This window comes from Kitasatospora sp. NPDC059408, assembly GCF_042751525.1.
Lineage (GTDB): Bacteria > Actinomycetota > Actinomycetes > Streptomycetales > Streptomycetaceae > Kitasatospora.
In genome coordinates, this window is record NZ_JBHYWI010000017.1 from 44618 (window position 1) to 69379 (window position 24762).

Consider the following 24762-nt stretch of genomic DNA (forward strand, 5'->3'; position numbering starts at 1 on the left):
CTCAGAACTCGAAGTCTTCTTCGAACGCGTCGATCTCGTCCTGGTCGAGATCCAGCAGCGGTGCGGGCCGTGCAGCCGAGGGAGCCGGTGCGGCGGGCCGGGGCGCGAGGGCCTCGACCGGTCCGGCCGAGGGGTCCGCGGCGTGGGCGACCAGCGCCCGCAGGGCCGAGAACCACGCGGCGGCCAGGGCGGCGACCTCGTCCTCGGCGAACAGCTCGCCGGGCCAGCTCCAGGAGGCCACCAGGTGCGGGCCGTCCGGGCGGTCCTGGGCCAGCGAGTTGAGCTCCAGGGCGTGGCCGGCGGGCATCGCGGCGTCGCTGCCGCCGAGGCCGCCGTCGCCGTCGTCCTCGCCGTCCCCGGCGCCGAAGCGGCCCAGGTAGTTGAAGCCGAGCTGCGGCTCGGGGAGGGCGGCGAGCACGCCCGCCGTCTCCGGGTTGAGGTGGCGCAGCAGCCCGTACCCGGCGCCGTTGTCGGGCAGGACGGCGAGCTGTCCGGCCACCGCGGCCAGGGCCCGTCCGGCGGCGGGGCCGCCGGCCAGCAGCTCCGGCCAGTCGGCGGCGGCGACGCCGGGGTCGAGCCGCAGCGGGAACATGCTGGTGAACCAGCCGACCGTCCGCGAGACGTCGGCGTCCGGCAGGACCCCGGCGAGCAGTTCCTCGCGGCCGTGGCCCTCCAGGTCCAGCAGGACGCCGGCCGACCGCTCCCGGCCGCGGGCGCGGTCCCAGCCGGTGACGGCGAGCGCGAACGCGGTGAGCAGCACCTCGTTGACGCCGGTGCCGAGCACGCTGGGCACGGTGGACAGCAGCGGGCCGGTGACGTCGGCGGGCAGCGTCACGGTGTACTGCCGGGCGCCGGCCGCGAGGTCGCGGGTGCGGTCGAGCGCCCTGGTGCCCAGCGGGGGCTCCTGGTAGCCGGCCAGCATGGCGGTCCAGACCGGGAGTTCGGCGGTCCGCTCCGGGGTGAGGGCGGCGCGGGCGAGGCCGCGGGCCCAGGCCCGGAAGGAGGTCCACACCGGCTCCAGGACGGGCTCCCGGCCGGCCGCGACGGCCTCGTACGCGGCCATCAGGTCCGGCATCAGGATCCGCCAGGAGACGCCGTCGACCACCAGGTGGTGCAGGACGAGCAGCAGCCGGCCGAGGGCCTGCGGGCCGGCGTCGAACCAGACCGCCTGGACCATGACGCCGTCGTCCGGGTCGAGCCGGTCCTGGGCGGCGCGGCCCTCGGCGTCCAGCCGGGCGGCGGCCTCGGCCTCGGTGAGGCCGGCGACGTCGACCCGGTGGATCAGGCCGGCGGCCGTCGGCGCGCCCTTCGGCGGCACCTCCAGGGTCCAGGCCGACGGGCCGCGGACCAGGCGGGCGCGCAGCGCGTCGTGGTGGTCCAGGACGGCCTGGAGCACGGCGGCCAGCACGTCCGCGGTGAGCCCGGCGGGCACCGGCGCGAGCACCGACTGGTTGAACCCGTCGATGCGGCCGCCGAGTTCGCGCAGCCAGCGGATGATCGGGGTGGCCGGGAGCGCGCCGACCGCCGGGTCCGCGCCCTCCGGGTCGGGCGCGAGCGCGAGCTCGGCCGGGGACTCGGGCAGGGCGGCGGCCAGCGCCTCGACCGTCTTGTGCCGGAAGACCTCGCGGGGCGTCAGCACCAGGCCGGCCAGGCGGGCGCGGCCCACCAGCTGGACGGAGGTGATGCTGTCGCCGCCGAGGGCGAAGAAGCTGTCGTCGGCGCCGACTTCGGGCAGGCCGAGGACGTCGGCGAAGAGGGTGGCGAGGAGTTTCTCGCGTTCGGTGGCGGGGGCGCGGCCGGGTGCGCGGTCGGCGAAGTCGGGGGCGGGGAGGGCCTTGCGGTCGAGCTTGCCGTTGGTGTTGAGCGGCAGCGCATCCAGCAGGACGATCGTCGCCGGGACCATGTAGTCCGGGAGCTCGGCGGCCACGTGGGCGCGCAGCCCGGCCGGGTCGGCGGTGCCGTCCGGCACGACGTAGCCGACCAGCAGCTTGACGCCGGGGCGGTCTTCGCGGACGACGACGGCGGCGCGGGTGACGCTGTCGTGTTTGACGAGGACGGATTCGATTTCGCCGAGTTCGATGCGGAAGCCGCGGACCTTGACCTGGAAGTCGGTGCGGCCGAGGTAGTCGATGGTGCCGTCTTGGGCCCACTTTGCGAGGTCGCCGGTGCGGTACATGCGGGTGCCGGGGGTGCCGTGGGGGTCGGCGGTGAAGCGTTCGGCGGTGAGGGCGGGGCGGCCGAGGTAGCCGCGGGCGAGGCCGGCGCCGGCGAGGTAGAGCTCGCCGGGGGTGCCTTCCGGGACGGGGCGCAGGGCCGAGTCGAGGATGTAGGCGCGGGTGTTGAGCATCGGGCGGCCGATGGAGGGGCTGGCCGTTTGGCCGTCCAGGACGGCGGTGGTGGACCAGATGGTCGTCTCCGTCGGGCCGTACACGTTGAGCACCGACCGCCCGGCCGAGGCCATCGCCTCGGCGAGCGCACCCGGTACCGCTTCGCCGCCGACGAGCATCCGGAGGCCGGTAAGCGCCTGCGGTACCTGGGCGGTGAGCGTCTGCCAGAGGGAGGGGGTGGCTTGGAGGACGGTGGCGTCGGTCTTGGTGATGAGGGCGGCGAGGGCTTCGGGGTCGAGGACCTCGTCCTTGCTCGCCACCACCACGGCGGCGCCGCTGAGGAGCGGGAGGTAGAGCTCCAGGGCGGCGATGTCGAAGGAGACGGTGGTGACCGCGACGAGGCGGTCGGTGCCGTCCATCGGCACCCGTGCCGACATGTCGGTGAGGAAGTTGTCGAGCGCGGCGCGGGGGATGACGACGCCCTTGGGGCGTCCGGTGGAGCCGGAGGTGTAGATCGCGTACGCGGGCGTCCGGCCGTCGTGGACCAGCTCAAGAGGCCCGTCCGGCTGCTCGGAGACCGCCGCGTCGTCGAGCAACAGCACCGGGGTGCCGGTCGCCGGGAGGGCGGCGGCGGTCTCCCGCGTCGTGAGCAGGAGCGAGGGCCGGGCGTCCTCCAGGACGTAGCCGAGGCGCTCGGCGGGGTGCTGGGGGTCGAGGGGGACGTAGCCGGCGCCGGACTTCTGGACGGCGAGCAGCGCGACGAGCAGGTCCGCGGTGCGCGGCAGGGCGACGGCGACGTAGCCCTCCGCCCCGGCGCCGTGCTCGACGAGCAGGCGTGCCAACCGGCTGGAGCGGGCGTCGAGTTCGGCGTAGGTGAGCCGCTCATCGCCGCTGATGACGGCGGTGGCGTCCGGCGTCGCCGCGACCTGCCGGGCGAAGCGCCCGAGCAGCGACTCCAGCACCGGCGCCGCCTGCGCCGAACCGGCCCACGTGCCGAGGACCAGCGCCTCGCCCGCCGGTTCGCCCAGCCGCAGCCGCCCGACCGGCTCCTCCGCGAGCGCGGCGGCCTCGCCGAGCAGGCGGACGAAGGTCGCGGCGAGCCCGTCCACCCGCTCCTGCGAGAGCAGGTCGGGCCGGTGCGCGAGGTCGAGGCCGAGGGAGCGGCCGAGGCTCACGGTGAGGCTCAGCGGGTAGTGCGTGGACTCGTGGTTGTCGCCGCCCACGATGCCGAGCCCGCCGGCGGCCGTGCGCAGCCCGTCGGCGTCGAGCGGGTAGTTCTCGAACACCACGAGGGTGTCGAAGAGTTCACCGAGCCCGGCGATCCGCTGGAGGTCGGCGAGCGGCAGGTACTGGTGGTCCATGAGCCCGGCCTGCTGGTCCTGGAGGCGTTCCAGCAGCGCGCCGAAGCGCTCCGCGGGGTCGAGCGCCACGCGCACCGGCAGGGTGTTGATGAACAGGCCGACCATCGACTCGATGCCCGGGACCTGTGGCGGACGGCCCGAGACCGTCCCGCCGAAGACCACGTCGTCGCGACCGGTCAGGCGGCCCACCACCATCGCCCACGCGGCCTGGACCACGGTGTTGACGGTGACCCCGCGCTCCCGGGCGAAGCGGGCCAGCGCGGCCGTCCGCTCCTCGGGCAGCTCCAGCCGGGTGCGGACCGGCAGGACGGGGGCGCGGGACGGGTCGGGGGCGGCGAGCAGCGTCGGCTCCTCCAGCCCGTCCAGCACCTGCCGCCAGGCGGCCTCGGCGGCGGTGCGGTCCTGGCCGGCGATCCAGTCCAGGTAGTCGCGGTAGGGCGTCACCCGGGCGAGCCCGGCGGCGTCGCCGCGCGCGCCGTAGAGGGCGAACAGCTCGCCGAGGAAGACCGGCATGGACCAGCCGTCCAGCAGCAGGTGGTGGTGGCTGACGACCAGCCGGTGCCGGTCGGCGGCGGTGCTGATGAGGGTGAAGCGCATCAGCGGGGGCCGGTCGAGGTCGAAGCGCCGGGTGCGGTCCTCGGCGGTGAGCCGGTCGGCCGCCGCCGCCCGACCGTCCTCGGGCAGGTTGGTGAAGTCCACTTCGCGCAGCGGGAGTTCGACGTCCGCCGGGATCACCTGGAGCGGCGCGGCGGTGCCGTCCTGGCGGAAGGCGGCGCGCAGGTTCGGGTGCCGGGCGAGGAGGGTGCGCAGCGCCGAGCGCAGCGCGTCCTGGTCGACGGATCCCTCGATGTCGAGGGCGAGTTGGACGGTGTAGACGTCCTGGCCGTCGGTGTCGTAGGTGGCGTGGAAGTAGAGGCCCTGCTGGAGGGGGGAGAGCGGCAGGAGATCGGCGAGGGGGCCGTGGTCGGCCTCCAGGCGGTCGATCTGCTCCTGCGAGACCTCGACCAGCGGGCGGACGTCCGACGGAGTCAGGCCGCTGCCGTCGGTCGCCGCGAGGGTGCGCAGGGCGGTGAACCAGGCCTCGGCGAGCTCGCGGACGCGGTCCTCGGTGAAGAGGCCGTCGGGCCAGGACCAGTCGGCGGTGAGCTGCGGGCCCTCGGGGGTGTCGAGGGTGGCCGCGTTGAGGTCGATGGCGTGGGCGAGCGGCATGGCGGGGTCGCGGCCGTCGCCGAGCGCGATGTCCGTGCACAGCGCCCAGTCGGCGTCCGTCTCGCCCGCCGCGAAGCGGCCGAGGTAGTTGAAGCCGAGCTGCGGGCGCGGGGCGTCGGTCAGGGAACCGCGCAGCAGGCCGTAGCCGATGCCGTTGTCCGGGAGGGCGTGCAGCTGCTCCTTGACGGCCTTGAGTGCGCGGGCCGGGTCGGTGGCCGTGCCGGGGTCGAGGCGGACGGGGAACATGCTGGTGAACCAGCCGGCCGTGCGCGTGGTGTCGGCGTGCTCGACGACGTTCTCGCGGCCGTGGCCCTCCAGCTCCACCAGGACCTGTGTGGCGTCGTCGCCCCGCCAGGCGTTCACGGCGAGCGCGAAGCCGGCGAGCAGGACGTCGTTGACGGTGGCGCGGAAGCGCGCGGCGGTGTCGGTGAGCAGCGTGCCGGTGACGTCCGACGGCAGGGTCAGCGACAGGTGCCGGACGGTGGCCGCCGTGTGGACGGCCGGGTCCAGCTCCGCGAGCGGTGCGTCCTCGCCATCGAACTGAGCCTGCCAGAGCGGGAGTTCGGTGCTGCGGTCGAGCGTGGTGAGCTGCTGCGCCCAGCGGCGGAAGGACGTGGGGACGGGCTCCAGAGCGGTGCCCTCGTACGCGTGGGCGAGGTCCGGCAGCAGGATGCGCCACGAAACGCCGTCCACCACCAGGTGGTGCGCCATCACCAGCAGGCGGCCCTGCTGCTCTGACCAGACGGCCTGGACCATCACACCGGCGTCCGGGTCGAGCCGCAGCTGGGCGGCGCGGGCCTCGGCGGCCAGGTCGGCGGTCTCGGCCCGGCGCAGGACGTCGGCGGCGCGGACGACGCCCGGCTCGGGGACGTCGAGGTTCCACGCGTCGGCGCCGCGGACCAGCCGGGCGCGCAGCACGTCGTGGTGGTCCAGGAGCGTCTGCAGCGCGTCGGCCAGGCGCTCGAAGGTGGCGCCGGCGGGCGTCCGCACGACCATGGTCTGGCTGAACCCGTCGACGGCGCCGCCGAGTTCGCGTAGCCACCCGACGATCGGCGTCTCCGGGACGAGCCCGTACGCGGCCCCGGGCTCCTCCACCGGCAGCGCGGCGGCGGTGCCGGCGACGGCGGCCAGCGCCTCCGGGGTGCGGTGCCGGAACACGTCGCGGGCGGTGAGGACCAGCCCGGCCTTGCGGGCGCGGCTGACCAGCTGGATGGAGACGATGCTGTCGCCGCCCAGCTCGAAGAAGCCGTCCTCGACGGACACCTCGGCCACGCCCAGCAGGTCGCGGAAGATCCCGCACAGGACCTCCTCGCCCGGCGTGCGCGGCGGCCGTCCGCGGCCGGTGCCGCGGTACTCGGGCGCGGGCAGGGCGCGGCGGTCGAGCTTGCCGTTGACCGTCAGCGGCAGCTCGTCGAGCGCGACGAAGGCGGACGGGACCATGTACGCGGGCAGCGCGGCGGCCAGGTGGGCGCGCAGCACGGCCTCGTCGAGGGCGCCGCCGCGCGGTACGACGTACGCCACCAGGCGCTTGATGCCGGGCTGGTCCTCGCGGACGACCACGGCCGAGCGCAGCGCGCCCTCGTAGTGGGCCAGCACCGTCTCGATCTCGCCGAGTTCGATGCGGAAGCCCCGGATCTTGACCTGGTCGTCGGTGCGGCCGAGGTAGTCGAGCCGGCCGTCGGCGGTCCAGCGCACGACGTCGCCGGTGCGGTACATCCGGCTGCCGGCCGGGCCGTAGGGGTCGGCGGTGAAGCGTTCGGCGGTCAGGTCGGGGCGGCCGAGGTAGCCGCGCGCGAGCCCGGCGCCCGCGAGGTACAGCTCGCCCGCGACGCCCGCCGGGACGGGCCGCAGGCGCTCGTCGAGGACGAGGGCGCGGGCGTTGGCCACCGGGCGGCCCACCAGCGGCCGCGCGGTGTCCGCGGTGCTCGCGGCGGCGCTGTCGACGGTGGCCTCGGTCGGGCCGTACAGGTTGTAGCCCGTGACGCCCGGGGTGCGGGCGAGCTCCTGCCACAGGGCCGGGCTCACGGCCTCGCCGCCGAGGGCGAGGATCCGCGGCCGGGCCGACGCGTCCCGCACCAGGCCCTGCTCGACGAGCTGCTCGGCGTAGGACGGGGTGAGCTCCAGGAAGTCGATCCGGTGCTCCCGGACGTAGCCGATCAGGGCCTGCGGCTCGCGCCGGGTGTCGTCGTCCACGAGGTGCAGTTCGTGGCCGGCGACCAGCCAGAGCACCGGGTCGAGCGAGGCGTCGAAGGACACGGCGGCGGTGAGCGCCGCGCGCAGCGGGCGGCCGGCGGCGGCGATGTCCGCCGCGTACAGCTCGGTGAAGTGGTGGTGGAACAGGTTGCCGAGGCCCGCGTGCGGGACGACGACGCCCTTGGGTTTGCCGGTCGAGCCGGAGGTGTGGATGACGTACGCCGGGTGCGCGGGCCGCAGGGCGGCGGTGCGCCCGGCGTCGGTCAGCGGGGTGCCGGCCAGCTCGCGCAGCTCGCGGACGACCGCCGGGGAGCCGAGGTCGATCCGCTCGCCGCCGCGGCCGGCGGGCAGTGCGTCGCGGGCGCCGTCGCCGGTGATGACGGCGGCGGTGCCGGCGTCCTGGAGCAGCTGGGCGATGCGCCCGGCCGGGAGCGCCGGGTCGACGGGGACGTAGGCCGCGCCGGCCTTCATGACGGCGAGCAGCGCGACGACCAGGTCGGCGGTGCGCGGCAGGGCGACGGCGACGAACCGCTCCGGGCCGATGCCCCGGCCGGCCAGCAGGCGGGCCAGCCGGTTGGCGCGGGCGTCGAGTTCGGCGAAGGTCAGCCGCTCGCCGGAGGCCGTCAGGGCGGGGGCGCCGGGGGTGCGGGCGGCCTGCGCCTCGAACAGCGCGGGCAGCGTGGTGGCGGGCACCTCGCGGGCGGTGTCGTTCCAGTCGACGAGGACGCGGCGGCGCTCCTCGGCGGTGAGCAGGTCGAGGTCGGACAGCGCCCGGTCCGGCGCGGTGACCAGGGCGGTCACGGCGCGGGCGAACCGCCCGGCGAGGACGGCCGCGGTGTCCCGGTCGAACAGGTCGGTCGCGTACTCGATCCGGCCGCCGACGCCGGCCGGCGCGCCGTCGGCGCTGAACTCCTCGGCCAGCTGGAAGGACAGGTCGAACTTGGCGCCGTCCACCACGGCCGGGTGCGGCTCGACGGCCAGTCCGGGCAGGACGAGCTCGGCCGCCGCGTTGTTCTGCAGCGAGAGCATCACCTGGAACAGCGGGTGGCGGGCCAGCGAGCGCTCCGGGTTGAGCAGCTCGACCAGGCGCTCGAACGGCACGTCCTGGTGGGCGTAGGCGGCGAGGTCGGCCTCCCGGACCCGTCCGACCAGCTCCCGGAAGGTCGGGTCGCCGGTCAGGTCGGTGCGCAGCACCAGGGTGTTGACGAAGCAGCCGACCAGCTCGTCCAGGGCCTCGTCGGTGCGCCCGGCGATCGGCGAGCCGATCGGGACGTCCTCGCCGGCGCCGAGCCGGCCGAGCAGGGCGGCCAGGGCGGCCTGGACGACCATGAAGACGCTCGCGTTGGCCTCGCGGGCCAGCACGGTGAGCGCGGCGTGCGCGTCGGCGGGCAGGTGCAGCGGCACGGTGTCGCCGCGGAAGCTCTGCTCGGCCGGGCGCGGCCGGTCGGCGGGCAGGGCCAGCTCCTCGGGCAGCCGGGCGAGGGTGCGCTGCCAGTAGCCGGTCTGGCGGGCGAGTTCGCTCGCCGGGTCGGCCTCGTCGCCGAGGACCTCGGCCTGCCAGAGCGTGTAGTCGGCGTACTGGACCGGCAGCGGGGTGAACTCCGGTGCGCGGCCGTCCAGTCGGGCCGCGTAGGCGGCGGCGAGGTCGCGGGCGATCGGGGCCATCGACCAGCCGTCGCCGGCGATGTGGTGGATCACCACGAGCAGCACGTGCTCGGTGGCGGAGACGGCGAACAGGTGGGCGCGCAGCGGCACTTCGGCGGCGAGGTCGAAGTCCAGCGCGGCGGCCGCGGCGAGCGCCGCGGCGTCGTACGGCGCGGTGTGCAGCACCGGGCGCGCCCCGGCGGCGGGGAGCACCTGCTGGCGCGGCCGGCCGTCGGCGTCCGGGAAGACGGTCCGCAGGCTCTCGTGCCGCGCGGTGAGGTCGCCGAGGGCGGCGGCCAGGGCGGCGGCGTCGAGCGGGCCGGTGAGGCGGACGGCGAGCGGCAGGTTGTAGGTGCCGGTGCGCTGCTCGAAGCGGTTGAGGAACCACAGCCGGCGCTGCGCGGCGGACAGCGGCACCGACTCCGGGCGCACCCGGGCGGTGAGCGCCTGCCGGGCCCGGCCCGCGGCGCCGATCCGCTCGCCGAGGGCGGCGACGGTCGGGGTCTCGAACAGGGCGCGCACCGGCAGCTCGACGCCGAACAGGGTCCGCACCCGGCTGACCACCCGGGTGGCGAGCAGCGAGTGCCCGCCGAGGTCGAAGAAGCCGTCGTCGATCGAGACCCGCGGCACGCCGAGCACCTCGGCGAACAGGCCGGTCAGCTGCTCCTCGCGCTCGTCGCGCGGGGCCCGCCCGGCCCCGGCCGCGGCCCCGAAGTCGGGGGCGGGCAGGGCGCGCCGGTCGAGCTTGCCGTTCGGGTTGAGCGGCAGCCGCTCCAGCGGGACGAAGGCGGACGGGACCATGTACTCCGGCAGCGCGGCGGCGGCCCGCGCGCGCAGCTCGGCGGGCTCCGGTTCGGCGCCGTTCGCCGGGACGACGTAGGCCACGATGCGCTGGTCCCCGGGGGTGTCCTCGCGGACCAGGACGGCCGCCTGGGCGACGGCGGGGTGCTTGGCGAGCACGGCCTCGATCTCGCCGAGCTCGATCCGGAAGCCGCGCACCTTGACCTGGAAGTCGGTGCGGCCGAGGTACTCGATCTCGCCGTCGGCGTTGCGGCGCACGAGGTCGCCGGTGCGGTACATCCGCGAGCCGGCCGGGCCGTACGGGTCGGCGACGAAGCGCTCGGCGGTCAGGCCGGGGCGGTTCAGGTAGCCGCGGGCCAGGCCCTCGCCGGCCAGGTACAGCTCGCCCGCGACGCCCGCCGGGACCGGCCGCAGGCCGGCGTCCAGGACGAGCGCCCGGGTGTTGCGGCGGGGGCGGCCGATCGGCGGGGTGCGCCCGGCGCCGTCCTCGCCCTCGTACCAGGCGGTGGCGTACACGGTGGCCTCGGTGGGGCCGTAGATGTTGGCGAGGCGCGCGCCGGGCACGGCGGCCCGGATCGCGTCCGCGGTGTGCGCGGCCAGGCCCTCGCCGGCCAGCACCACGAGGTCGGCGCCGAAGCGCGGGGCGCCGGCCTGGCCGAGGGTGTGGGCGAGCGCCGACGGGACGGCGCTGACCAGGCCGTAGTGCCGGCCCTCGGGTGCGTCCAGCAGCGCGAGCACGTCGCGGACCAGCTCGATCCGGCCACCGGACAGCAGCGGGCCGAACAGCTCGAAGACGGACACGTCGAAGTTGAGCGAGGTCGCGGCGAGGACGTCGGACAGGCGCTCGGGGCCGATGTCGGAGGCCGCCCAGGCGGCGAGGTCGGCGACGTTGCGGTGCGGGATGACGACGCCCTTGGGGCGGCCGGTGGAGCCGGAGGTGTAGATGACGTACGCGGGGTGGCGCGGGTCCAGCGGGAGCGGCCGCTCGGTGTCGGTGACGTCGCCGTCCGGGAGGGCGGCGAGCCGCTCGCGCACGGCCGGGTCGTCCAGCCGCAGCGCGGGGACGTCCGGGGGCAGCGCGCCGGCCGCTTCGGTGCTGGTGAGCACCAGCGCGGGCCGCGCGTCGTCGAGCATGTGGGCGATCCGGTCGGCCGGGTAGCCGGGGTCGACCGGCAGGTAGGCGGCGCCGGACTTGAGCACCGCGAGCAGCGCCACGACCAGGTCGGCGGTGCGCGGCAGGGTCAGCGCGACGAACCGCTCCGGGCCCGCGCCCTCGGCGATCAGCAGCCGGGCCAGCCGGTTGGCGCGGGCGTCGAGCTCGGCGTAGGACAGTTCGGTGCCGGCGTGCAGCACCGCCGGGGCCTGCGGGGTGCGGGCGGCCTGTGCGCGGAACAGCTCCGGCACGGTGGTCTCGGCGACCGGGCGGGCGGTGTCGTTCCACCCGTCCAGGACCAGGGCGCGCTCGGCGTCCGTCAGCACCTCGACGGCGGCGACGGGCAGGTCCGGGTCGGCGGTGACGGCTGCGAGCAGCCGGCCGAGGCGGTCGCCGAGGGACGTGGCGGTGGTCCGGTCGAAGAGGTCGGCGGAGTACTCCAGGACACCGGTCAGGCCGGCCGGGCCGCCGTCGGCGGTGAAGGTCTCCTCCAGCGAGAACAGCAGGTCGAACTTGGCCGCCGACAGCCGCACCGGCAGCGCGGTGGCGCGCAGCCCGTCCAGGTCGAGGGTGGCCGCCGCGTTGTTCTGGAAGGCCAGCATCACCTGGAACAGCGGGTGGCGGGCCAGCGAGCGGACCGGGTTGAGCACCTCGACCAGGCGCTCGAACGGCACGTCCTGGTGGGCGTAGGCGGCGAGGTCGCTCTCCCGGACGCGGGCCAGCAGCTCGGCGAAGGTCGGGTCGCCGGTCAGGTCGGTGCGCAGCACCAGGGTGTTGACGAAGAAGCCGACCAGCTCGTCGAGCGCCTCGTCGGTGCGCCCGGCGATGACGCTGCCGAGCGGGATGTCGTCCCCGGCGCCGAGCCGGTGCAGCAGGGCGGCGACGGCGGCCTGGACGACCATGAAGACGCTCGCGTCGTGCGCGCGGGCGACGGCGGCGATCCGCTCGTGCACCTCGGCCGGCAGCGCCAGCGGGACGGACTCGCCGCGGTAGCTGACGTCGGCCGGGCGCGGCCGGTCGGCGGGCAGCGCGAGCTCCTCGGGCAGCCCGGCGAGGGCCTGCTTCCAGTGCTCGACCTGACGGGCCAGCGGGCTGTCCGGGTCGCCCTCGTCGCCGAGCACCTCGGCGTGCCAGAGCGTGTAGTCGGCGTACTGGACGGGCAGCGGCTTCCACGCGGGGGCGGTGCCGGCCCGGCGGGCGTCGTAGGCGGTGCCGAGGTCGCGGGCGAAGGGCGCGAGGGACCAGCCGTCGCCGGCGATGTGGTGCAGCACGACGAGCAGCACGTGCTCGGTGGCGGAGATCCGGAACAGCTCGGCGCGCAGCGGGGGCTGGGTGGTGAGGTCGAAGCCCGCGGCGATCGCCCCGGCCAGCGCGGCGTCCAACGCGCCCTCGCCGTCGGTGAGTTCGGTCAGCGGCAGGCTGAGCGCGGTGGTGCCGGCGGGCAGCACCCACTGGCGGGGGCGGCCGTCGAACTCGGGGAAGACGGTCCGCAGGCTCTCGTGCCGGTCCGTGACGTCGCCGAGCGCGGCGGTCAGCGCGGCCCGGTCGAGCCCGCCCTCCAGCCGCAGCGCGAGCGGCAGGTTGTAGGAGGCGGTGGCGCCCTCGAAGCGGTTGAGGAACCAGAGCCGGCGCTGGGCGGGGGAGAGCGGGACCTCCTCCGGCCGTGGTCGGGCGGTGAGCGCGGCGCGGGCGTGCCCGGCCACGGCGATCCGCTCGGCGAGCGCGGCGACGGTCGGCGCCTCGAAGAGCGTGCGGACGGCCAGCTCGACGCCGAACACCGGGCGGATCCGGCTGACCAGGCGGGTGGCGAGGAGCGAGTGCCCGCCGAGGTCGAAGAAGCTGTCGTCGACGGAGACCGCGGGCAGTCCGAGGATCCCGGCGAACAGTCCGGCCAGGATCTCCTCCTGCGGGGTGCGCGGGGCGCGGCCGGCCGAGGCGGTGAGCGCGGGCGCGGGCAGCGCGCGGCGGTCCACCTTGCCGTTGCCGGTCAGCGGCAGCGTCTCCAGGGCGACGTAGGCGGACGGCACCATGAAGCCGGGCAGGCCGTCGGCGGTGTGCGCGCGCAGCTCGGCCGGCTCGATCCGGGCGCCGGGTGCGGCCACCAGGTAGGCGACGAGCCGCTGGTCGCCGGGGACGTCCTCGCGGACCATCGCGGCGGCCTGGGCGACGGCGGGGTGCCGGGCCAGGACGGCCTCGATCTCGCCGAGTTCGATGCGGAAGCCGCGCACCTTGACCTGGTCGTCGGTGCGGCCGAGGTAGTCGAGCGCGTCCGCCGCGTTCCAGCGCACGAGGTCGCCGGTGCGGTACATACGCGAGCCGGCCGGGCCGTGCGGGTCGGCGGTGAAGCGCTCGGCGGTCAGGCCGGGGCGGCCGAGGTAGCCGCGGGCCAGGCCGTCCCCGGCCAGGTACAGCTCGCCCGCGACGCCGCGCGGGACCGGCCGCAGGGCGGCGTCCAGCACGTACGCCCGCATGCCGTCCAGCGGGCGGCCGATCGGGACCGCGGCCGGCACCTCGGCGGCGGAGCCGATCCGGTGGGTGGTGGCGAAGGTCGTGGTCTCGGTCGGGCCGTAGCCGTCGACCACGGTCAGGCCGGGGCAGGCCGCCAGGACGCGGCGCACGGCCGCGGCGGGCACGACGTCGCCGCCGGTCCACACCTGGCCGACCCGGGCCAGGCAGCCGGGGCCGTCCTCGGCGATCAGCCGGAACAGGCCGGCGGTCAGCCACAGCGCGGTGACGCCGTGCCGGGTGACGGTCTCGCGCAGGCGGACGGCGTCGAGGTCCCCGGCCGGGGCGACGACGACCTGGCCGCCGCCGAGCAGCGGCACCCACAGCTCGTAGGTGGAGGCGTCGAAGGCGGTCGGCGAGTGCAGCAGCACCCGCTCGTGGCCGGACTCGAAGCGGCGGTCCTCGGCGAGCGCGACGACGTCGCGGTGGGTCACGCCGACGCCCTTGGGCAGGCCGGTCGAGCCGGAGGTGAACATCACGTAGGCGAGCTGGCCGGGCCGGACGTCCACGCCGGGGTCGTGGGTGGGGCCCTCGGCGAGCGCGGCGGCGGCCTCCAGGACGGTCAGGTCCGCGTCCTCGTCGAGGCCGTACCCGGCCACGTCGTCCGCCGCGTCGGCGATCAGCACGGCGGCGCCCGTCTCGGCCAGGATGTGCCGCATCCGGGCGGCCGGGAAGCGCGGGTCGAGCGGCACGTACGCGCCGCCCGCCTTGAGCACGCCGAGGATCGCGACGACCAGCTCGGGCGAGCGCTCCATCAGCAGCGCGACCCGGTCCTCGGGGCGGACCCCGGCGGCGATCAGCTTGTGCGCCAGGCGGTTGGCCCGGGCGTCGAGCTCGCCGTACGAGAGGCTGCCCGCCTCCGCGACCACGGCCTCGGCGGCGGGGGCCCAGCCGGCCAGCTCGGTGAAGAGCCGGGTGATCACCGGCACGGCCGCGCCGGGGTTGCGCGGGGTGTCGTTCAGCCCGTGCACCAGCCGCTCCCGCTCCTCGGCGGCGAGCAGCGGGATCCGGCCGACGGGCGCGTCCAGCAGGCCGGGGGCGGCGGTGAGGACACCGGCCACCCGCTCCAGCAGGGCGGTCGCGGCGACGGCGTCGAACGCGCCGGTGCGGTGGTCCAGGCGCAGCTGGAGCCGCTCGCCGGGCACGGCGGTGAGGATCAGCGGGTAGTGCGTCGCGTCGTGGCCGGCCAAGTCGGTGACGCGCAGGCCGCGGCCGAAGTCCAGCACGTCGGCGTCGAGCGGGTAGTTCTCGAACACCACCAGGGTGTCGAAAAGTTCGCCGAGGCCGGTGGCGTGCTGGAGGTCGGTCAGGCCGAGGTACTGGTGGTCCAGCAGGGCGGCCTGCTGCTCCTGGAGCCGGTCCAGCAGGGCGCCGAGCGTCTCGGCCGGGTCGAGCGCGACCCGGACCGGCAGCGTGTTGATGAACAGGCCGATCATCGACTCGATCCCGGCGACCTGCGGCGGACGGCCCGAGACGGTGCCGCCGAAGACCACGTCCGCCCGGCCGGTCAGCTGGCCGACGACCAGCGCCCAGGCTGCTTGGAGCAGGGTGTTGAGCGTGGTGCCGCGGGCCCGGCTCACCGCCGTGAGGCGGGCGGTGAGCTCGGCCGGCAGCTCGGCGGTGACGCGGTCGGGCGTGCCGGCGGCGCCGTCCCGGTCCGCCGGGGCGACCAGGGTGGGCTCGGCCAGGCCGTCCAGCGCCCGCCGCCAGGCGTCCTCGGCGACGGACCGGTCCTGGCCGGCCAGCCAGCCCAGGTACTCGCGGTGCGGGGTGACCCGGGGCAGGGCCGCGCCCTCGCCCCGGTAGAGCGCGAACAGCTCCTTGACCAGGACGGGCATCGACCAGCCGTCGAGCAGGATGTGGTGGTTGGTCAGCACCAGCCGGTGCCGGTCGGCGCCGGTGCGCAGCACGGCGAAGCGCATCAGCGGGGCGCGCGCCGGGTCGAAGCGCTCGGCCCGGTCCTCGGCGGCCCAGGCGTCGGCGTCCGCTGGTCGGCCGGTGAAGTCCAGCTCGCGCCAGGGGAGTTCGACGGCGGCCGGGATCACCTGGAGCGGCGTCTCGAAGCCGTCCTGGCGGAACGCGGCGCGCAGCGTGCCGTGCCGGGCGAGCAGGGCCGTGGCGGCGGCGCGCAGGGCGGGGACGTCCAGCGGGCCTTCGATGTCGAGGGCGAGTTGGACGGTGTAGACGTCCTGGCCGTCGGTGTCGTAGGTGGCGTGGAAGTAGAGGCCCTGCTGGAGGGGGGAGAGGGGGAGGAGGTCGGCGAGGGGGCCGTGGTCGGCCTCCAGGCGGTCGATCTGCTCCTGCGAGACCTCGACCAGCGGGCGGACGTCCGACGGAGTCAGGCCGCTGCCGTCGGTGGCGGCGAGGGTGCGTAGGGCGGTGAACCAGGCCTCGGCGAGCTCGTGGACGCGGTCCTCGGTGAAGAGGGCGTCGGGCCAGGCCCAGTCGGCGGTGAGCTGCGGGCCCTCGGGGGTGTCGAGGGTGGCGGCGTTGAGGTCGATGGCGTGGGCGAGCGGCATGGCGGGGTCGCGGCCGTCGCCGAGGTCGGCGTCGGTGCACAGCGCCCAGTCGGCGTCCTCTCCGGCGGCGGCGAAGCGGCCGAGGTAGTTGAATCCGAGCTGGGGGCGCGGGGCGTCGGTCAGGGAACCGCGCAGCAGGCCGTAGCCGATGCCGTTGTCCGGGAGGGCGTGCAGTTGCTCCTTGACGGCCTTGAGCGCGCGGCCGGGGTCGCCGGGGGTGCCGGGGTCGAGGCGGACGGGGAACATGCTGGTGAACCAGCCGGCCGTGCGCGTGGTGTCGGCGTGCTCGACGACGTTCTCGCGGCCGTGGCCCTCCAGGTCGACGAGCACACCCGTCCCCTGGCCGGGGCGCCAGGCGTTCACGGCGAGCGCGAACGCGGTCAGCAGCACGTCGTTGACGGTCGCGCGGAAGCGCGCGGCGGTGTCGGTGAGCAGGGCGGCGGTGACGTCCGACGGCAGGGTGAGGTTCAGGTGCCGGGCGGTCGCGGCGGTGTGCACGGCCGGGTCCAGGACGGCGATCGGCGCGTCCTCGCCCGCCGACTGGGCCTGCCAGAGCGGGAGTTCGGCGGATCGGTCGAGCGCGGTGAGCTGCTGCGCCCAGCGGCGGAAGGACGTGGGGACGGGCTCCAGCGCGGTGCCCTCGTAGGCGTGGGCGACGTCCGGGAGGACGATGCGCCAGGTGACGCCGTCCACGACCAGGTGGTGGGCCATGACGAGCAGGCGGGCGGTGTCCTCGAACCAGACGGCCTGGATCATCACACCGGCGTCCGGGGCCAGCCGCAGTTGGGCGGCGCGGGCCTCGGCGGCCAGGTCGGCGGTTTCGGCGCGGCGCAGGACGTCGGCGGCGCGGACGGTGCCCGGCTCGGGGACGTCGAGGTTCCAGGCGTCGGCGCCGCGGACCAGCCGGGCGCGCAGCACGTCGTGGTGGTCGAGCACGGCCTGAAGGGCGTCCGCCAGGCGCTCGAAGGTGGCCGCCGCGGGGGTGCGGACCAGCATCGCCTGGTTGAACCCGTCGATCGGGCCGTCCACCTCGCGCAGCCAGGCGACGATCGGCGTCTCCGGCACGAGCCCGAGCCCGGCGCCCGCCTCCTCGGTGGGCAGCACGGCGGCGGTGGTGGCGACCGCGGCCAGGGCCTCCGGGGTGCGGTGGGTGAAGACGTCGCGGGCGGTGAAGACCAGCCCGGCCTTGCGGGCGCGGCTGACCAGCTGGATGGAGACGATGCTGTCGCCGCCCAGCTCGAAGAAGCCGTCCTCGACGGACACCTCGGCCACGCCCAGCAGGTCGCGGAAGATCCCGCAGAGGACCTCCTCCGCCCTGCCGACGGGCTGCCGTCCCCGGGTGGTGCCGGTGTACTCGGGGGCCGGGAGTTGCTTGCGGTCGAGCTTGCCGTTGACGCTCAGGGGGAGGGCGTCGAGGGTGACGAAGGCGGACGGGACCATGTAGTCGGGCAGGGCGGCGGCGAGGTGGGCGCGGAGAGCCTCGGTGTCGAGAGTGCCAGCCGGGACGATGTAGGCGACGAGGCGCTTGAGGCCGGGCTGGTCTTCGCGGACGATGACAGCGCTTCGGGCGACGGCTGCGTGGCGGGCCAGCACGGTTTCGATTTCGCCGAGTTCGATGCGGAAGCCGCGGATTTTGACTTGGTCGTCGGTGCGGCCGAGGTAGTCGAGGTGGCCGTCGGGGGTCCAGCGGGCGAGGTCGCCGGTGCGGTACATGCGGGTGCCGGGGGTGCCGTGGGGGTTGGCGGTGAAGCGTTCGGCGGTGAGGGCGGGGCGGCGGAGGTAGCCGCGGGCGAGGCCGTGGCCGGTGAGGTAGAGCTCGCCGGGGACGCCGGGCGGGACGGGCCGGAGGTGTTCGTCGAGGATGAGGGTGCGGGTGTTGGGGATGGGGGTGCCGATCGAGGGCACGCCGGTGCCGGCCTCCAGGGGTTGGGAGATGGTGGCGGCGACGGTGGATTCGGTGGGGCCGTAGGCGTTGGTCATGCGGCGGCCGGGGGCCCAGCGGTCGACGAGTTCGGCGGAGGTGGCGTCGCCGCCGACGATGAGGCTGCGGAAGTGGGGGAAGTCGCCGGCGGGGACGCTGGCGAGGGCTGCCGGGGGGATGAGGGAGTGGGTGACGCGCTCGTTGGTGAGGACGTCGGCGAGGACGTCTCCGGCGAGCGGGCCGGGCGGGGGGACGATGAGGGTGGCGCCGGCGGCGAAGGTCATGACGAGTTCGAGGACGGAGGCGTCGAAGCTCGGGGAGGCGAACTGGAGGACGCGGCTGTCCGACGTGACGTCGAAGCGCTGGAGTTCGGCGGTGGCGAAGGCGGCGATGCCGGTGTGGGTGACGACGACGCCCTTGGGGCGGCCGGTGGAGCCGGAGGTGTAGATCAGGTAGGCCGGGTGGGCCTGGTCGACCGCGACACCGGGACGCTCTGCCGACTCGCCCTCAACGGAAGGCAGTTCGTGCAGGACGAGTGCGGGCTTGGCGTCGTCGAGCATGTAGGTGATGCGGTCGCTGGGGTAGTCGGGGTCGATCGGCAGGTATGCCGCCCCGGCCTTCAGCACACCGAGCTGGGCGATGACGATGTCGACGGATCGCGGCAGCAGTAGCGCGACGATGCTCTCCGCCCCCACGTCCTGGGCGCGCAGCCAGTGGGCGAGCCGGTTGGCCCGCTCCTCCACCTCGGCATAGGTGAGCACGAGCTCGCCACTTGCGATCGCGGGCGCCGAGGGCGTGGCGTCGACAGCGGCTTCGAAGAGCCCGTGGAAGGTGGCCGGGGCCAACTCCCGATCGATGCCCGCCCATTCGCCGAGGACGAGCCCGCGCTCGTCCCCGGTCAGGAGGTCGATGTCACCGACCCGGACCGACGGGTCCGCCGCGACGGCCTCCAGTACCGCGACGAGCCGCGCACCCAACGCCTCCGCCGTCGCCCGGTCGAACAGGTCGACGGCGTACTCGACACTGCCCGCCAGCCCCTCCTCCGACTCCGCGAGCGTGAACGAGAGGTCGAACTTCGCCGTGTCCAGCCGGATCGACTGCGTCTCGACGGCGACGCCGGGCAGCACCAGCCGGTCCGACGGGATGTTCTGCAGCTGGAAGGAGACCTGGAACAGCGGGTGGCGCGCCATCGAGCGCTCGGGGTTGATCGCCTCGACGAGGCGCTCGAACGGCACGTCCTGGTGGGCGTAGGCGGCCAGCGCCGTCTCCCGTACGCGGCCGAGCAGTTCGCGGAAGCTCGGCCGCCCCGAGAGGTCGTTGCGCAGCACCAGCGTGTTGATGAAGAAGCCGACGAGGTCGTCGAGCGACTCGTCCGTGCGGCCCGCGATCGGCGAGCCGAGCGGGATGTCCTCGCCGCCGCCCAGGCGGTGCAGCAGCGTGGCGAGTGCGGCCTGGACGACCATGAAGAGGCTGGTGCCGCTCTCGCGGGCCAACTCCTCCAACCGGCCGCGCAGTTCACCGGACACGTCGAACGGCACCGTCTCGCCGCGGTAGCTCATCCGGGCCGGGCGGGGCCGGTCGGTGGGCAGCGGGAGTTCCTCGGGCAGTCCCGCGAGTGCCGTGCGCCAGTAGTCGACCTGCCGGTTGAGCTCGCCGGCCGGGTCGTGCTCGTCGCCGAGGACCTCGGCCTGCCACAGCGTGTAGTCGGCGTACTGGACCGGCAGCGGCGTGAACTCCGGTGCGGTGCCGCCCAGTCGGGCTGCGTACGCCACCGACAGGTCGCGGGCCAGTGGCGCCATCGACCAGCCGTCCGCCGCGATGTGGTGCACAACCACCAGCAGCGCGTGGTCGTCCTCGGCGAGGGTGAACAGGTGGGCGCGCAGCGGGATTTCGGCGGTCACGTCGAAGCCGGCGGCCGCGGCCTCGGAGAGCGCGGCGTCGAGCTGCCCGGAGGTGACCTCGGCGCGGTGCAGCCGCGGCCGGGTGGCGGGGTCGGCGGAGTCGAGGACCAGCTGCTCGGGGTGCCCGTCGGTGTCGGGGAAGAGCGTGCGCAGGGCCTCGTGGCGGGCGGTGACGTCGGCGAGCGCGTCGGCCAGGGCGTCGGCCGAGAGCCGGCCGCGCAGGCGCAGCGAGAGGCCGAGGTTGTAGGTGCCGCTGGGGCCGTCGAAGTGGCCGAGGAACCAGAGTCGGCGCTGGGCGTGGGAGAGCGGGACGCGCGCTGGTCGGGCCTGCGGCCGCAGGGCGGCCCTGGCGCCGGCGGCGCCGGTCAGGGCGGCGGCGAGCGCGGCGACGGTCGGCGCCTCGAAGAGGGCGCCCACGGTGAGTTCGGCGCCGGCCTCGGTGCGGATCCGGCCGACCAGGCGGGTGGCGAGCAGGGAGTGCCCGCCGAGGTCGAAGAAGCTGTCGTCGGCGGAGACCGACTCCAGGCCGAGGACCTCCGCGAACAGCCCGGCGAGCAGCAGCTCCTGGGCGGTCTCGGGGGCCCGGCCGGTGCTCGCGCCGAAGTCGGGGGCGGGCAGGGCGCGCTTGTCGAGCTTGCCGTTGGCGGTGACCGGGAGCGCGTCCAGGACGAGGACGGCGGCCGGGACCATGTAGTCGGGCAGCGCGGCGCCGACGTGGGCGCGCAGCTCGGCCGGGTCGGCGACGGCGCCGGCGGCCGGCACCACGTAGCCGACGAGCCTCTTGTCCCCGGGCCGGTCCTCGCGGACGATCACCGCGCTCTGGGCGACGGCCGGGTGGCCGAGCAGCGCGGCCTCGACCTCGCCGAGTTCGATCCGGAAGCCGCGGATCTTGACCTGGTCGTCGACCCGGCCGAGGTAGTCGAGCTCGCCGTGCGCCGTCCAGCGCACGAGGTCGCCGGTGCGGTACATGCGCGAGCCGGCCGGGCCGTACGGGTTGGCGGTGAAGCGCTCGGCGGTCAGGCCGGGGCGGCCGAGGTAGCCGTGGGCGAGGCCGGCGCCGGTGAGGTACAGCTCGCCCGCGACGCCGGCCGGGACGGGCCGCAGGCCGGCGTCCAGGACGAGCACCCGGGTGTTGGTGATCGGCCGCCCGATGGTGGGTGCGCCGGCACCGGGGACGAGCGGCGCGGACATGGTGGCGCAGACGGTGGACTCGGTCGGGCCGTACGCGTTGACCATGGCGCGGCCGTCGGCCCAGCGGGCCACGAGCTCGGCCGAGCAGGCCTCGCCGGCGGTGACCAGCGTCATCCCGGCGGGCAGCGCGGCGTCGCCCATGGCGGCGAGCACGACCGGCGGGAGGGTCGCGTGGGTGACCCGCTGCTCGGCCAGCAGGGCCGCCAGCGGCTCGCCGGCGGCCAGCCGTCCGGCCGGGGCGAGGACCAGCGCCGAGCCGTTGACCAGGGTGGTCAGGATCTCCCACATGGAGGCGTCGAAGCTGGGCGAGGAGAACTGGAGCACGCGGTGCCCGGCGCCGCCGCCGAACCGGAGCCGGTGGGCGGCGGCCATGCTGGCGACGCCGCGGTGGCTCACCACGACGCCCTTGGGGCGGCCGGTGGAGCCGGAGGTGTAGATGACGTAGGCGGCGTCGTGCACGGTCAGCGGCCCGTCGGCCAGCGGCTGGGCGGGCAGCTCGACGGTGTCCAGGAGCAGCCGCGGGGTGTCGTCGTCCGCGGGGAGCGCGGCCTGGAGCGCGGTGCTGGTGACCACCAGGCACGGGCGCGCGTCGTCGAGGATGTAGGCGATGCGCTCGGCCGGGTAGGCCGGGTCGACGGGCAGGTAGGCGGCGCCGGCGCGCATCGCGGCGAGCAGGCTGACCACGGTGTCCACGCCGCGGCCGAGGGCGACCGCGACGGTCCGGCCGCGGCTCGCGCCGCGCTCGGCGAGCAGCGCGGCCAGCCGGGCGGAGCGCTCGTCGAGCTCGCGGTAGCTCAGCCCGGTGCCCTCGTGGAGGAGGGCGGGGGCGTCCGGGGTGCGGGCGGCCTGGGCGGCGAACAGTGCGGGGGTGGTGGCGGCCGGGACGTCGAGGGCGGTGTCGTTCCACTCGCCGAGGATCCGGGCGCGCTCGGCGTCGCCGAGCAGGTCGACGGCGCCGACGCGGACGGCCGGGTCGGCGGTGACGGCCTCGACCAGGCGGCGGAAGCGCTCGCCGAGCACCCGGACGGTGGTCTCGTCGAACAGGTCGCGGGCGTACTCGAAGCCGCCGGCCAGGCCGGCCGGGCGGCCCTCGGCGTCGAAGCGCTCGGCGAGCCGCAGCGACAGGTCGAACTTGGCGGTGTCGGTCTCCAGGTGGCGGATCGCCGTCTCCAGGCCGGGCAGTTCCAGCAGCGGCGCCGCGTTGTCCGCCAGCGCCAGGGTGACCTGGGCGAGCGGGTGGCGGGCCAGCGAGCGCACCGGGTTGAGCGCCTCGACCAGGCGCTCGAACGGCACGTCCTGGTGGCCGTACGCGGTGAGGTCGAACTCGCGGACGCGGTGGACCAGTTCGCGGAAGGTCGGGTCGCCGGAGACGTCGGTGCGCAGCACCAGGGTGTTGACGAAGAAGCCGACCAGCTCGTTCAGGGCCTCGTCGGTGCGTCCGGCGATGACGGTGCCGACGGGGATGTCGTCGCCCGCTCCGACGCGGTGCAGCAGGGCGGCCAGCGCGGCCTGGGCGACCATGAAGAGGCTCGCGCCGGAGTCCTGGGCGAGCGCGAGCAGCCGCCGGTGGGTCTCGCCGTCGAGCTCGAAGGCGGTCCGCCCGCCGCGGTGGCTCGCCACGGCCGGGCGCGGCCGGTCGGCGGGCAGGGCGAGTTCCTCGGGCAGCTCGGCGAGGGCGGCGCGCCAGTGCTCGATCTGCCGGGCGAGCAGGCTCAGCCCGTCCCGCTCGTCGCCGAGCAGCTCCCGCTGCCACAGCGTGTAGTCGGCGTACTGGACGGGCAGCGGCGCGAAGCGCGGGGCCTCGCCGCGCAGGCGGGCGGCGTAGGCGAGGCTGAGGTCGCGGGTGAAGGGGGCGACCGACCAGCCGTCGCCGGCGATGTGGTGGACCACCAGCAGCAGCACGTGCCGCTCGGGGGCGAGCGTGAACAGGTGGGCGCGCACCGGGACTTCGGCCGCCAGGTCGAAGCCGAGGGCGGCGGCGCCGGCGAGCAGCCCGTCCACGTCGTCCTCGTCGGCGACCTCGGTGACGTGGAGCGCGGGCCGCGCGTCGGCGGGGTCGAGCACGTGCTGGTGCGGGGTGCCGTCGAGGACGGGGAAGACGGTGCGCAGGCTCTCGTGCCGGGCGGCGACGTCGGCCAGGGCGGTGCGCAGCGCGTCGGCGTCGGGGCGGCCGGTGAGCTCGACGGTGAGGCCGTCGTTGTAGGCGGCGCGGCCGCTGCCGCTCTCCATCTGGTTGAGGAACCAGAGCCGGTTCTGCGCGGCGGACAGCGGCATCCGCTCGGGGCGCGGGCGGGCGGTGAGCGCGGCGCGGGCGGCGGGGGCGGCGGGGGCGGGCTCGGAGGCGGTGCCGGCGCCCAGGCCGAGGGCCTCGGCGAGGGTGGCGACGGTGGCGTGCTCGAAGACCGTGCGCAGCGTGATTTCGGCCTTCAGCTCCTTGCGGATCCGGCCGACCAGGCGGGTCACCTGGATCGAACTGCCGCCGAGGAGGAAGAAGTTGTCGTCGATCGAGCCGACCTGCTCGTCGAGCACCTCGCTGAACAGCCGGCACAGCGCATCCTCGGCGTCCGTGCGCGGGGCGCGGGCGACGGCGGGGGCCGCCTGGCTGTCCGCGTCACCGGCGGTGGCACGGGTGCGCGAGGGCAGTCCGGCGGTGTCCAGCGCGACGGAGTCCACGCGGTCGGTGGGCGCGGCGGTGCCGAGGCGGTGCAGGAAGTCCAGGAACGTCCGCTGGTAGGCGGCGAGTTCGCCGTCGCCGTAGAGGTCCGGGTTGGCGTCGAAGTCGATCTGCAGGCCCGCGCCGGTGCCGCGGTCGTAGACGATGAACGACACGTCGTCGGCCGGGCCGATCGAGATGTTGTGCGGGCGGGCCGGGTGCCCGCCGAACCGCAGGTCGTAGTCGAACATCATGATGTTGACGTGCGGGCCGACCAGCCGGCGGTCGTCGGCGAGCATGCCGAGGTCGCGGCGCAGGTCCTCGAACTGGTAGCGCTGGTGCTTCATCGCGGCGCGCATCTCGCGCGAGACCCCGGCGAGCAGTTCCTCGACGGTCGCGCCGGGCTCGACGGCGATGCGCAGCGGCAGCACGTTGGAGACCATGCCGGGCACGCTGCGGGCGCTCTGGCCGAGCCGGGTGGAGACCGGCAGGCCGAGCACGACCTCGGGCGAGCCGGTGAGGCGGCCGAGCCACAGGGCGACGGCGGCGACCAGCGCGGGCGGCCAGGTGACGCCGGCCTCGCTCGCGAGCTCGCGCAGCCGGTCCGTGCCGGCCGGGTCGAGGTGGGCGGTGTGCCGGGCCAGCGAGCGGGCCAGCCGCGGCTGCTCGCCGGACAGGCTGACCGGTTCGGGGCAGCCCCGCATCCGTTCCGTCCAGTACGCGCGGTCGGCGGCGCGGCGCTCGGAGTCGCGGTACTCCTCCTTCTCGGCGAGCAGCTGCCCGAGCGGCGCGAAGGGGCTCTCCGGGACCTCCTCGCCGGCCGCGAGCGCCGAGTACACGGCGGCGGTGCGCCGGGCGACCATGTTGACGGTGAAGCCGTCGACCAGCAGGTGGTGGTAGCGGTGCAGCCACAGGTGGCGGTCCTCGGCCACCTTGAACAGCGCGAACAGGAACAGGTGGTCGTGCTCGGTGTCCAGCGGCCGGGCGAAGTCCGCGGCGATCCAGGCCCGGGCGGCGGCCCACGGGTCCGCCTCCGCGCTCACGTCGACCACGTGCAGGGACCACTCCAGCTCCTCGGCCGGCACGATCCGCGCCGCCGGCCCGGTCTCCGTCCCGGTGAAGCGCAGCCGCAGCGTCTGCGCCTCCGCGACCACCCGGCGCAGCGCCGCCTCGAACAGCCCCGCGTCCACCGGACCGCCGATTTCCAGGAATTCGCCGGTGTTGAAGATGGTGTTCTGCGGATTCAGCTGCTGCGCGTACCAGACACCCGACTGGGCGGCGGTCAGCGGCAGCAGGACATCCTGGAGGTCGGACACGGCCACTCACCCTCAATACCTCGACGAAAACCAACCGGAAACCATGTCTAACAGCGGCCCCGAAGCCC

The 24762-nt window shown here is 75.7% G+C and carries 1 protein-coding gene; it reads right to left on the bottom strand.

What is annotated here, in order from left to right:
• Position 1 precedes the first annotated feature (1 nt).
• Entirely contained in the window at positions 2 to 24694 is a 24693-nt protein-coding gene (locus tag ACFXDE_RS13925) for a non-ribosomal peptide synthase/polyketide synthase (RefSeq protein WP_380493976.1), read from the bottom strand.
• Positions 24695 to 24762 lie beyond the last annotated feature (68 nt).